Annotated in this window: 11 protein-coding genes; 5 read left to right on the top strand and 6 right to left on the bottom strand. The window is 70.1% G+C overall.

Annotated features, from left to right (window positions below; translation table 11 throughout):
- Nucleotides 1–17 precede the first annotated feature (17 nt).
- From ACH49X_RS24750 to ACH49X_RS24735, 4 genes are all read right to left on the bottom strand, one after another.
- A complete protein-coding gene (locus tag ACH49X_RS24750; protein WP_195081665.1) occupies nt 18–908 on the bottom strand; it encodes a bile acid:sodium symporter family protein in 891 nt (296 codons plus the stop codon).
- A gap of 85 nt (nt 909–993) precedes the next feature.
- Nucleotides 994–2,046 carry a Gfo/Idh/MocA family oxidoreductase gene (locus ACH49X_RS24745; protein WP_357106359.1) on the bottom strand — a complete coding sequence of 351 codons (1,053 nt, stop codon included), beginning with the start codon at nt 2,044–2,046 and terminating at the stop codon, nt 994–996.
- Between the two features lie 398 nt (nt 2,047–2,444).
- Nucleotides 2,445–3,116, bottom strand: a complete 672-nt coding sequence (locus tag ACH49X_RS24740) for a response regulator (protein WP_195081667.1) — start codon at nt 3,114–3,116, stop codon at nt 2,445–2,447.
- Nucleotides 3,098–4,780 carry a sensor histidine kinase gene (locus ACH49X_RS24735; protein ID WP_357206344.1) on the bottom strand — a complete coding sequence of 561 codons (1,683 nt, stop codon included), beginning with the start codon at nt 4,778–4,780 and terminating at the stop codon, nt 3,098–3,100. Before ACH49X_RS24735 ends, ACH49X_RS24740 begins: the two co-directional genes overlap by 19 nt.
- Nucleotides 4,781–4,936: 156 nt before the next feature.
- Here ACH49X_RS24735 and ACH49X_RS24730 point away from each other — a divergent pair, with 156 nt between their 5' ends.
- The 4 genes from ACH49X_RS24730 (at nt 4,937) to ACH49X_RS24715 (ending at nt 9,053) form a co-directional block, all read left to right on the top strand.
- On the top strand, nt 4,937–5,743 hold the full coding sequence (locus tag ACH49X_RS24730; RefSeq protein WP_357206342.1) for an ABC transporter ATP-binding protein: 807 nt from the start codon (nt 4,937–4,939) through the stop codon (nt 5,741–5,743).
- Entirely contained in the window at nt 5,733–6,620 is an 888-nt protein-coding gene (locus tag ACH49X_RS24725; RefSeq protein WP_357206340.1) for an ABC transporter permease, read from the top strand. Before ACH49X_RS24730 ends, ACH49X_RS24725 begins: the two co-directional genes overlap by 11 nt.
- Before the next feature lie 2 nt (nt 6,621–6,622).
- Nucleotides 6,623–7,672: an ABC transporter substrate-binding protein gene (locus ACH49X_RS24720; protein ID WP_195081671.1), complete on the top strand. Its 1,050-nt coding sequence runs from the start codon at nt 6,623–6,625 to the stop codon at nt 7,670–7,672.
- 169 nt (nt 7,673–7,841) lie between these two features.
- Complete coding sequence (locus tag ACH49X_RS24715) at nt 7,842–9,053, top strand: nucleoside transporter C-terminal domain-containing protein (protein ID WP_357106373.1); 1,212 nt, start codon at nt 7,842–7,844, stop codon at nt 9,051–9,053.
- A 4-nt stretch (nt 9,054–9,057) separates the two neighbouring features.
- On the opposite strand, the gene ACH49X_RS24710 is transcribed toward ACH49X_RS24715, so the two are convergent.
- A complete protein-coding gene (locus ACH49X_RS24710) occupies nt 9,058–9,813 on the bottom strand; it encodes a siderophore-interacting protein (protein WP_195081673.1) in 756 nt (251 codons plus the stop codon).
- Between the two features lie 110 nt (nt 9,814–9,923).
- Here ACH49X_RS24710 and ACH49X_RS24705 point away from each other — a divergent pair, with 110 nt between their 5' ends.
- Nucleotides 9,924–10,751, top strand: a complete 828-nt coding sequence (locus ACH49X_RS24705) for an NADPH-dependent oxidoreductase (protein ID WP_357206338.1) — start codon at nt 9,924–9,926, stop codon at nt 10,749–10,751.
- Between the two features lie 6 nt (nt 10,752–10,757).
- On the opposite strand, the gene ACH49X_RS24700 is transcribed toward ACH49X_RS24705, so the two are convergent.
- Nucleotides 10,758–11,750: an LLM class flavin-dependent oxidoreductase gene (locus tag ACH49X_RS24700; protein WP_195081675.1), complete on the bottom strand. Its 993-nt coding sequence runs from the start codon at nt 11,748–11,750 to the stop codon at nt 10,758–10,760.
- Between the last annotated feature and the right edge of the window lie 40 nt (nt 11,751–11,790).

Raw genomic sequence — 11,790 nt, 5'->3', positions numbered from 1 at the left:
CGCTCGGACCGTCTCCGTCAACCCGCCATGCTCGGCGCGGGCGCGGACTGCTCGCGGCGCGCCCGCCTGGCCAGCAGATACGCGGCGATCGCCGCCGGGATGTTCATCAGAACCCCGTACACCGCGCCGGGAACGGCCATGGTCTCGTTGTCCAAGACCGAAGCGGCGACGGCGATCGCGAGCGCCGCGTTGTGCACGCCGATCTCCATCGCCGAAGCGATCGCCTGATCGGCTTCCACACGCAACAGCCGGGGCAGGAAGTAGCCGACGGCCAGACTGATCACGGCGAAGCACAGGCAGATCGCCGACAGCTCGCCGATGTGCTCGGTCAGGATGTCCGGATCGGAGCCCACCCCGGCCGCGATCACCAGCGCGAGAACCACGACGGACAGGATCTTGACCGCACCGCGCATCCGCCGCGACCACTGCTGGAACCGCCGGTGCACCACCATGCCGATCGCGACGGGCACCAGCACGATGGCGAAGACCTGCGCGAATTTGTCCGGTCGAAGTCCCACCGAACCCGTGCCGTCCAGGAACAAGGCGTAGGACAGCGCCACCACCACCGGCAGGGTGAACACCGCGAGCACCGAATTGATCGCGGTGAGCGTGATGTTCAACGCCACATTGCCTCCGGCGACGTGACTGAACAGGTTGGCCGACGCTCCGCCCGGTGAGGCCGCCAGCAGCAGCATGCCCGCCGCGAGCGCGCCGTCCAGCCCGAACAGGCGGATCAGGCCCAGGCATACCGCGGGAAGCAGGATCATCTGGCACACCAGCGCGATCACCGCCGCTTTCGGGTACCGCAGCACGCGCGCGAAATCCTCGGTCGTCAAGGTCAATCCGAGCCCGAACATCACCAAGGCCAGCGCCAGCGGCAGCAGCACCGCGAAAACCGTTGCACCCACTCGGTTCTCCTCTCCGGCGGGCGGCCGGGAGCGGCCGGCCCAGGGACCGACGTTATCGAGTCGCGGCGCAGGTAGCCAGTGGCGGTCAGGCGGTGACGGTCACACCCCTGGCCGCCGACTCGCGGGCTTTCGTCAGCAGGCGCAGAGTGGTGACGGCGTCGCGCGGGTCGACGGGCACGGGCCCGCCGTCGAGCAGCGCGGCGGCCATCGCGGAGTAGAACTCGGGATATGCGCCGGGTGCGGTCGGCAGAGGGGCGAAGTCCGGTTCCGCGCCCAGCACACCCCAGCGCTCGGGATCGACTGTGCCCCAATCGGAATCGCTCTCCGGACGACGCCCCGACCGGAGCGCGTCCTCCTGCGGGTCCAGCCCATGGGTGACATACGCGGCTTCCGACCCGAGCACCCGGAAACGCGGCCCGAGTTGCGGGGCCACGGCGCTCATCCAGAGATGGGAGCGCACACCGCCGGTGTGGGTGAGCGCGACGAACGCGTCGTCGTCGGTGGTGATCCCTTCTCGCCGCCGGTCCAGCTCGCAGTACACCGAAGCCACCGGACCGAAGAGGGTCACCGCTTGGTCCACCAGGTGGCTGCCGAGGTCGAGCAGAATGCCCGCGCCCTCCTCGTCGGTGCCGACCTCCCGCCAGCCGCCCTTCGGCACCGGACGCCACCGTTCGAACCGGGACTCGAAACGCCGCACGTGGCCGAGTCTTCCGGTCTCGACGAGTTCGCGCACCGTCCGGAAGTCACCGTCCCAGCGACGGTTCTGGAAGACCGACAGCGCCAGGCCGGACCGCTCCGCGCGCCGGACGAGGTCTTCGGCGTCGTCCACCGTGACCGCGAACGGCTTGTCGACAACCACCGGCAGCCCGGCCTCCAGCGCCTGCCCGGCCAGCGGTGCGTGCGTATGGTTCGGTGTCGCGATCACGACCAGATCGATGCCGTCCGGTGCGGCGAACAACTCCTCGGCGCGCGGCGCCACCCGCACACCGGGGTGTTCGGCGCGCGCCCGTTCGGCACGCTCCGCCGAAGAGGTCACCACGGCCGCGACCCGCATCCGCGGCTGCGCGGCGATCAGCGGGGCGTGGAAGACCGACCCGGCCAATCCGTAGCCGACAACGGCGACCTCGACGATGCTCATGTCCCGACGCTACCGCGCCGACGACAGCGTGGCGGGCACCCGCATCCGAGCCGGGGCGGCGCCCGAGCAGAAGACGATGCTCGTGCCCGGACGCCGGCGCGCCGATGAGGATGTGGTGGGCATGGGGCGGTGGCTGAGCAGGGCAGGAAGCGGTGCGCGGCTCGAAGTGAGCGCCGCCGCGCCGGACGATCGGACCCTGCCGGACGGTGCGGCTCGGGACGGCATGGCCGCGCGCCCTCACCCGGCCGAGCCCTGTGCCGGAGCGCGCGGATGGGCGCAGAACCGGCGGATTCAGCGACCGGTGACCGCCGGGCCACGGCGTCGCGACCCAGCCCACGCGTCGCTGCAACCCGGAAAGCCCGATTCCGGCTCGGCAGCCGTTGAGACACCGCGTCGGCTCAGTGCGGCGGTGCGGCGGAGTACTCCTGTTCGGGCCGCCCGGTGCTGCCGTAGCGCAGGCTCATGCGCACCGCGCCGCCGGACACGAGCGCGGCGAGATAGCGCTGCGCGGTGGCCCGGGAGATACCGATGGCGCTCGCGACCTCGCCCGCCGACAGGGGCGCGTCTGCATCGAGAATCGCTTGCAGGACTGCGTCTTTGGTCGGGGAGGCGACGGTTGCCGCCGGGGTCGCGGTGACCGAGGGACGCAGCGCGTGCAGCGCAGCGGCGACCCGGGCGTTGTCGGCCTGCGGCACGGCGAGGATGCGCCGATAGCGGGCGTAGGCGGCGAGCCGGGCGGCGAGTTCGGTCTGCGGGAAGGGCTTGACCAGGTAGGACACCGCACCCGCCGCCACCGCGGCGCGCACGGACTCGCTCTCCGTCGACGCGGTGAGCACCATGGCGTCGCAGCGCAGCGCCCGGACGAAATCGATCCCTGATCCGTCCGGCAGGTAGACGTCCACCAGCGCCAGGTCGATGGGCTGCGTAGCGATGATGTCCCGGGCGGCGGCAAGGGTGTTCGCGGTGCCGGCCACCGTGAAACCCGGGATGGCCTGCACGATTCCGGCGTGCAGGTTCGCCACCCGGAAGTCGTCGTCGACGACCAGGACGGTCAGGGTCGTCGAGGCCATGACACCTCGCTCTCCACGAGCACCCCGGGGATGCGGGCGATGAACTCCGCGCCGACGAGTGGCGGTTCCCCGCCGCCCGCACTCGAAAGGCGGACGTCGCCGCCGTGGGCGCGGACGATCTGGCGGATCAAGGCGAGTCCCACCCCGCGCCCACCGGGGACGCCGCGATCGTCGCGGGTCGAGATCCCTTCGATGAACAGCCGGTCCACCAGATCGGGGCCGACACCGTCGCCGCTGTCGGCGACCGTGATGTGCAGTGTCGAATCCTCCTGCACCAATTCGACTTCCACCTGCCGCACCGGCCGGTCCCCGGCGCGGACGGCTTCCATGGCGTTGTCCAGCAGATTGCCGAGCACGGTGGTCACGTCCACCGGATCGGCGAGATCGCCCTCGACCCAGGTGTTGGGCCCGAGCACGAGTTCCACCCCGCTCTCCCTGGCGTGCGCGGCCTTGGCGGCCAGGAAGGCCTGCAGGTAGGTGTCGTGGATGGCGTCGATACCCGGCGTCGCCGGACCGAGCGGACCCGCGCCGATCAGCTCGTCCACCGACCGCGCCGCTTCCTCGACGTGCCCACTGTGCAGCAGTCCGCTGATCAGGTGCATCTTGTTGGAGAATTCGTGGCGCTGCGCGCGCAGCACCGTGCTCATCGATTGCACCGCGTCCAGCTGCCTGGTCAGCGATTCCACGTCGGTGCGGTCGCGCACCGTGAGCACCGCGCCCAGATCACGCCCGTCGCGGCTGACCGAGCCAGCGGAGACGATGACGACGTTCGCGCCGATCGTCGCCGAGGTGGGTTGCTGGTCGAGGTCGCGGAAGACCTCCAGCACCCGCGGGGTGAGTCCGATCCGGTCCACCGGGCATCCGATGTCCGGCGCGACGCCGAGCAACCTGCGCGCCTCGTCGCTGACGAAGGTCGTGCGCCACGCCGCGTCGACGGCCAGCACGCCGCCGCCGATGCCGTGCAGCACCGCGGCCTGGCCGCGGACCAGCTCGGCCAGCTCGTCCGGCTCCAGCCCGAGGGTGAGCCCGCGCCACCGGCGGGCGAGCAGCACCGATCCGGCGATGCCGACCGCGAGCGCCACCGCGACCAGCCCGCCCGCGGTGCGCAGATCGCCGAGCAGTTGCTCGTGCACCGCGTCGGTGGCGATGCCGACGCTGACCGCCCCGACCACACGGTCGGAACCGGGTGCCGTGACGGGAACCTTCGCGCGCACGGAGTCACCGAGCGTGCCGCGTTCCTCGGTGATCGACTCGCGGCCCGCGAGCGCCTCCGACGGATCGGTGCTGACGTGCTCGGCGAGCCGCCCGGCGTCCGGATGCGCCAGGCGAATTCCCGCGTCATCGGTGATGACCACGAACAAGGCATCGTTGCGCTGGGTCGCGTCCACCGCGACCCGCTCCAGCGGGCCGGTGGCCAGTTGCCGACGCACGCCGGGATCGACCGCGCCCGGCGCGTACCCGGCCACTTCGGCGCGCACCACCGGGTCGGCGGCGACAGTGCGGGCGACGGCCAGCGCGCGCTGGCCGTAGGCGTCGCGCAGCCGCCGGTCACTGAGATAGCCGAACACCGCGAACGCGACGCCGAGCGTCAGCGCGACCACCAGGATCTGCGACAGCAGTACCTGGGTCCGCAATCGCACGGCCCGCGCGCCCTCAGTGGCCATGGCCGCAGCATAAGCGCAGACCCCCGCGCGCGGCGCATGAGCAGAATGCGCAAAACCCGCAGATCCCGCGTTTGTGGCGGTTGTGCGCACAAGCTCCGGCGTGTGACCGGGGCCACGTACGTTTCCCCCGACCCGATCTCGCAGGAGTAGGAAGCAATGACGCAATCACTCATCGAGCTGCGGAACGCGACCAAGCGCTTCCCCGGCACCGGCGGCGGCATCCACACCGCCGTGCGCAATCTGAACCTCGCCGTGCGCCCCGCCGAATTCGTCGCCGTCGTCGGCCCGACCGGATGCGGCAAGTCCACCACACTGTCGCTGGTGTCCGGCCTGGAGCCGGCCTCGGCCGGCCGGACGCTGGTGCGCGGCAAGGACGTCGACGGCATCCCCGATGGCATCGGCTACATGTTCCAGCAGGATGCGGTGCTGCCGTGGAAGAGCGTGCTGGACAACGTGGCGCTGGGCCCGCGCCTGCGTGGCGCGTCGAAGGCCGAGGCGCGCGCGAAAGCCGCGGGGTGGGTGCGCACGGTCGGGCTGGCCGGGTTCGAGAGCTACTACCCGCATCAGCTGTCCGGCGGGATGCGCAAGCGCGTCGCGCTGGCGCAGACGCTGGTCAACGAGCCGGAGATCCTGCTGATGGACGAGCCGTTCAGCGCGCTGGACGTGCAGACCCGTCAGCTCATGCAGGACGAATTGCTGCGGGTCTGGGCGGGCACCAACGCGGCGGTCGTCTTCGTCACCCACGATCTGGAGGAGGCGATCGTGCTCGCCGACCGGGTGGTGGTGATGACGGCGAGCCCGGCCACCGTCTGCGGTGACTTCCCCGTGGGCCTGGCCCGGCCGCGCAGCGTCGAGGACGTGCGGCTGACGGCCGAATTCCGCGACATCTACCAGGAGATCTGGCAGACGCTGCGCGATCAGGTCGAGGCGGCTCGGGCGAAGGGAGCCTCCCGTGTCGCATGACGTGCTGGTCCAGGATGCCGTCGACGAGCCGGCGGTGGAGAACGAGACCGAGGAGCAGATCCTGGCCAGGGTGCGCGCCTCCGCCCGCCGCGCCAGGATCCGCACCTGGGGCCTGCGCGCCGCGCTGGTCGCGCTGTGGCTGGGCGCGTGGGAACTCACCGCCACGGTGTGGATCGACCCGTTCTTCTACTCCAAGCCGTCGCTGATCTGGGCGCGTTTGGTCGAATGGTTCACCGAGGGAACGCAATTCGGCTCGGTCTGGTTGCAGGTCTACACCACCGTGCAGGAGGCCGTGCTCGGCTTCGTGATCGGCACGGTGGCCGGCGTCGTGCTGGGTGTGCTGCTCGGCCGCAGCCGGTACTGGGCCGAGGTGCTCGCGCCGTTCATCAAGGCGCTCAACGCCGTTCCGCGCATCGTGCTGGCGTCGCTGTTCATCATCTGGTTCGGGCTCGGGCTGAGTTCGAAGGTGGCGACTGTGGTGGTGCTGGTGTTCTTCGCGGTGTTCTTCAACGCGTTCACCGGTGCGCGCGAAGTGGACGGCAACGTGATCGACAACGCCCGCATCCTCGGCGCGAGCCGCAGGCAGGTGCTGGTGTCGATCGTGCTGCCGAGCGCGACCACCTGGATCCTGTCCAGCCTGCACACCGCGTTCGGCTTCGCGCTGATCGGCGCGGTGGTGGGCGAATACGCCGGGGCGAGCAAGGGCTTGGGACTGTTGATCAGCAACGCGCAGGGCACCTTCGACTCGGCGGGCATCTACGCGGGCATGATCATCATCACCGTGATCGCGCTGATCGCCGAGTGGGGCATCGGCGCGGCGGAGAACCGGTTGCTGAAATGGCGGCCCTCGCAGACGACCTCCGACCACGGGATCTGATGATGAGGTATCGCAAGCAATTGGCGCTGGTCGCCGTGGTGGTCGCGGCACTGCTGACGGCCACAGGATGCCGGGACTCCCGCACCATCCCCATGGCAGGCGGCCGACCGCAGATCACCATCATGGTGGGCGGACTGGAGAAGGTGATCTACCTGCCCGCCGTGCTCACCCGCCAGCTCGGCTTCTTCGAGCGCAACGACATCGATGTGACCTTGCTCGGCGAGCAGTCCGGAGCCACCGCAGAGACTGCGCTGCTCACCGGCGACGTGCAGGGCGTGGTCGGCTTCTACGACCACACCATCGATCTGCAGGCCAAGGACCAGTGCATCCGCTCGGTGGTGCAGATGTCCGACGTGCCGGGTGAGGTCGAACTGGTGTCGAAAGCGGACGCGGACATCACCTCGGTCGCCGACCTGCGCGGCAAGAAACTGGGCGTGACCTCGCTCGGTTCATCGACCGACTTCCTCACCCAGGCGCTCACCGGCCAGGCCGGCATGGGCACCGCCGACTACACCCGGGTGAAAGTCGGTGCGGGGCAGACGTTCATCGCGGGCATGAACCACGACGGCATCGACGCGGGCATGACCACCGATCCCACGGTGGCGCAGATGGTGAACTCCGGGGATGCGCGCATCCTGGTGGATCTGCGCACCGAGGCGGGCACCAGGGCCGCGCTCGGCGGACTGTATCCGGCGACGTCGCTGTACATGAGCTGCGCGACGATCGAGGCTCACCCCGACATCGTGCGCAAGCTCGCCGCCGCGTTCGTGCAGACGCTGCAGTGGATCGATACGCACACGCCGGAGGAGATCGCCGAGAAGATGCCGCCGCAGTACGCGAGCGCGGGCAAGGACCTCTACGTCCAGTCGATCCGCGACTCCATCGGCATGTTCAACGGCGACGGGTTGATGAAACCCGAAGGCGCGCAGAACGTATTGGAGATCCTCGGCAAGTACTCGAAGAACGTGCGGCCCGTGCGTGATCGCATCGACCTGTCCGCGACCTACACCACGCAGTTCGTGGAGGAGGCGTTGCGCGCGCCGCGACAGTGAAGCGGCGTCTACGACCATGTCCGGCCGCCCGGGATCGTCCCGGGCGGCCGGGACGCTGCCGGTGTGCCCGCGGGTGGCCGCGGCTTCTCAACTGTGGAGACACCGCAGCATAAACCGACATGAGAGGTGCTCCCACAAGCTGTTGTAGGCCACGGCCGCCGAGGTCCGCGTGCATCATTTGATCGGAAGCGCCGGGCTGGTGTGTTTCCTGCTGCTGGCCTGGCTGCCCAGTACCGACCGCCGCGCCGCTGCCGCTCGGCTGCCCCGGATCGCCCTGCTGCTGCTCGTGCAGATCGCGTTCGGGTTCCTGCTGCTGAAGACGGGGGTGGGGGCCACCGTGATCCGCGCGGTCAGCGACGCCTTCGCCCACATCCTCCGCTACGCGGCCCATGGCACCGCGTTCGTGTTCGGCGAGCTGCCCGCCGTGGGCAGCGGCGGGCCCGCGTTCCTGTTCGCGGTCCTGATGCCGATCGTGCTGGTCTCCGCCCTGATCGGCATCCTGCAACACCTGCGGGTGCTGCCGGTGATCATCAAGTACCTCGGCCTGCTGCTGGCGTGGGTGAGCGGCTTCGGCCGGATCGAATCGTTCAACGCGGTCGCCTCCGCCATCCTCGGCCAGTCCGAGGTGTTCATCTCGCTGCGCGCCATGCTCGACGACATCCCGCCGCAGCGGATGTACACCCTGGCGGCCTCGGCGATGTCCACGGTGTCGGCGGGCATCCTCGGCGCCTACATGCTGCTCATCGACCCGAAGTACGTGATCGCGGCCATCGTGCTGAACATGCTCGGCGCTTTCGTGGTGTGCTCGCTGATCAATCCCTACGCGGTCGCCGCCGCCGACGACGCCCGGCTGCTCGGCGAGGAGATCGCCGACAGCCGCAAGCGGCAGTCGTTCTTCGAGATGCTCACCGAGTACATCCTGGTCGGCTGGAAGGTGGCGTTCACCGTCGCGGCCATGCTGATCGGATTCATCGCCTTGCTCGCCATGGTCAACGGGATCTTCGCCGCGCTGTTCCACGGCACCACGTTCCAGGACGTGATGGGCCACGTCTTCGCCCCGCTGGCCTGGATGACCGGCATCCCGTGGGAGGAGGCCGCGGCAGCGGGCCGGTTCATGGGCACCAAGCTGGTGTCCAACGAGGTGGTCGCCATGCAGGAACTCAACCGGCAACACGCCGGGCTGTCGGACCGCACCGTCGCGATCGTGTCCACATATCTGGTGTCGTTCGCGAACTTCTCCACCATCGCCATCGTCACCGGCGCGGTCCGCAGCCTCAGCGAGAAACAAGGCACCGTCATCGCCCGCAACGGGCTTCGCCTGCTCTACGGCGCCACCTTGGTCAGCTTCCTGTCCGCCACCATCGTCGGACTGCTGAGCTGAGGGCTCAGCCGTCGGCCCCCTCGGCCGCTCGCAGCTCGGCCTTCCATTCCCGGAAGCCTTCCTCGGTGCGGCCGCGGCGCCAATATCCGGAGATCGACGCCGCCCACTCCGCGGTGACGCCGCGATCCTTGCGGATGTAGCGGCGCAGATTCTTCATCACCGACTCCGCTTCGCCGTGGATGAACACCTGGACCTGCCCCGGCGTCCACGACGCGGAGCGGACGGTCTCGGCGAGCACCTCGCCGGGGGCGCGTGTCCCGCGGTGCAGCCAGGTCAGCTCGATGCCGTCCGGCTTCTTCAACGGCAGTTCGTCGTCCGGACCGGCGACTTCGACGAACGCCAGCCCGGTGGCCTCGCCGGGCATCGCCTCGAGCGCGGCGGCGATGGCAGGCAGCGCCGCCTCGTCACCGGCCAGCAGATGCCAGTCGGCATCCGGGCGCGGGGCGTAGGCGCCGCCGGGTCCGTAGCAGTCGATGGTCTCTCCGGGCTGGACCGCGGCGGCCCACGGTCCGGCGATGCCCTCCGCGCCGTGGAAGACGAAATCGACCGCGATCTCCCCGGCCACGGGGTCGACGGACCGGACGGTGTAGGTGCGCAGCACCTCGTTGCCGTCCTGCGGGAAGATGAACTTCACATACGAGTCGGTGAACTCGCTGGGCCGGAACGCGGCGAAGCCGGGGCCGCCGAGATGCACCCGAATCAGGTGCGGGGTGAGCCATTCGGTGCGCTGCACCGTGAAGGTGGTGCGGGGACGTGCCAAGAGAACCTCCGATAATACTAATTAGGATTGCCTTACTTACCCTACCTGTGTTCCGCTCGAGCTGCGGGGAACCGTCGACGGCGCGCCGCCCCGGCGAAAGGATGACGCCCATGACGCAGTCCGTGCCGACCCCCACCCACGCCGTGCAACAGCGCTACCGCGATCCGCGACCGGTCGAACCCGCGCAGTGGAACCAGGTTCTGCAAGTGCTGCACGAGCATCGCTCGGTGCGCCGCTACCTGTCCGACCCGGTGCCCGACGCCACCCTGCGGCTGCTGATCTCCGCGGCGCAGTCCGCGCCGACCTCGTCGAACCTGCAGGTCTGGAGCGTCATCGCGGTGCGCGACCCGCGGCGCAAGGCGCGCTTGGCCGCGCTCGCGGGCGACCAGGCCCACATCGTGCAGGCGCCGGTGCTGCTGGTCTGGACGGCCGATTTCGCGCGCCTGCGCCAGCTCGCCGACGACCGGAGCGCGCCGCTGGATGGCGCGGACTACCTCGAATCGAGCTACGTCGGATTCATCGACGCCGCGCTCGCGGCGCAGAACGCGGTGGTGGCGGCGGAATCGCTCGGACTGGGCACCGTCTATGTGGGCGCGCTGCGCAACAAGCCGGAAGAAGTCGCCGCCGAGCTGGGGCTGCCGCCGCAGGTCTTCGCCGTCTTCGGCTTGGTGGTCGGCCACCCGGACCCCGCCGAGGACGCGCGGGTGAAGCCGCGCCTGCCGCAGGAGGCCGTGCTGCACCGGGAGACCTACGATCTGGACGCGCAGCGCGCGCACGTGGCCGAGTACGAGACCAGGATCGCGGAATTCTATGCCGAGCAACAGCTGTCGCATTCCTGGACCGAACGCGTGCTGGCCCGGCTCGGCTCGGCGGCGGCGCTGAACGGCAGGCACCGGCTGCGTGAATCGCTGGCCGACCACGGCTTCCGTTTGCACTGACCCGGCTCAGGCCGCGACCTTCTCGGTGAGCAGCTCGAACGATCGGGCGCGGTCGTCGATGTCGTAGACCAGCGTGTTGATCATCAGCTCGTCGGCCTGCGTGCGGCGCAGCAGATCCTCCAGCTGTCCGCGCACCGTCTCCGGGGAGCCGAGCAACTGCCCGGCCCTGCGCTGCCGGATGAACGCGCGCTCCTGCTCCGACGGACGGAAGGCGGCCGCTTCCTCCGGCGTGGCCAGCGCCCGCGGCGTGCCGCGCACCAGATTGAGGAAGGCCAGGTCGCGCGGACCGGCCAGGACTTCGGCGCGCTCGTCGGTGTCCGCGCAGATCGCCGCGACCGCGACCATCGCGTGCGGGCGCTCCAGGGCCTCCGAAGGCCGGAAGTGCTCGCGGTAGAGCGCCAGCGCGGGCTCGGTGTTGTCGGGGGCGATGTGGTGAGCGAAGGCGAACGGAAGCCCCAGCAGCGCCGCGACCTGGGCGCTGTAGCCGCTGGAGCCGAGCAGCCAGATCTCCGGCTCCTCGCCGCGACCCGGCGTCGCGGCGATGCCGCCGGGATCGGAGCCGCGGAAATAGCCCAGCAAGGCGGCCAGTTCCTGGGGGAACGACTCCGCCGACAGTCCGTCCGCGGTCCGCCGCAGCGCGCGTGCGGTCGCCTGGTCGGTGCCAGGGGCGCGCCCGATGCCCAGATCGATCCGTCCCGGGTGCAGCGCGTGCAGGGTGCCGAACTGTTCGGCGACCACGAGCGGCGCGTGGTTGGGTAGCATCACCCCGCCGGAGCCGACCCGGATGGTCGAGGTCGCCGCGGCCAGGTGGGCCAGCAGCACGCTCGGCGCCGAGCTGGCGATGCCGGGCATGTTGTGGTGTTCGGCGACCCAGAACCGGTGGTAGCCCAAAGCCTCGGTGCGCCTGGCCAATTCGGTGGTCGCGTCGAGCCCCTCGCCGACGGTGCGGCCGGACTGCACCGGCGCGAGATCCAGTACGGACAGCGGGACGTCGATCATGGGTCTCCTCCACAGTGGCGATCTCCACTGGCAACGTCCC

The organism is Nocardia sp. NPDC019323 (assembly GCF_044389845.1).
Taxonomy (GTDB): domain Bacteria; phylum Actinomycetota; class Actinomycetes; order Mycobacteriales; family Mycobacteriaceae; genus Nocardia; species Nocardia implantans.
This window is presented reverse-complemented; position numbering and strand designations above follow the sequence as displayed.

Bases quoted from the DNA above. Each gene is read 5' to 3' on its own strand.
- ACH49X_RS24705 (WP_357206338.1), top strand. From the start codon at position 9,924: ATGACGCAGTCCGTGCCGACCCCCACCCACGCCGTGCAACAGCGCTAC.
- ACH49X_RS24720 (WP_195081671.1), top strand. From the start codon at position 6,623: ATGAGGTATCGCAAGCAATTGGCGCTGGTCGCCGTGGTGGTCGCGGCA.
- ACH49X_RS24700 (WP_195081675.1), bottom strand. From the start codon at position 11,750: ATGATCGACGTCCCGCTGTCCGTACTGGATCTCGCGCCGGTGCAGTCC.
- ACH49X_RS24735 (WP_357206344.1), bottom strand. From the start codon at position 4,780: ATGGCCACTGAGGGCGCGCGGGCCGTGCGATTGCGGACCCAGGTACTG.
- ACH49X_RS24740 (WP_195081667.1), bottom strand. From the start codon at position 3,116: ATGGCCTCGACGACCCTGACCGTCCTGGTCGTCGACGACGACTTCCGG.
- ACH49X_RS24745 (WP_357106359.1), bottom strand. From the start codon at position 2,046: ATGAGCATCGTCGAGGTCGCCGTTGTCGGCTACGGATTGGCCGGGTCG.
- ACH49X_RS24730 (WP_357206342.1), top strand. From the start codon at position 4,937: ATGACGCAATCACTCATCGAGCTGCGGAACGCGACCAAGCGCTTCCCC.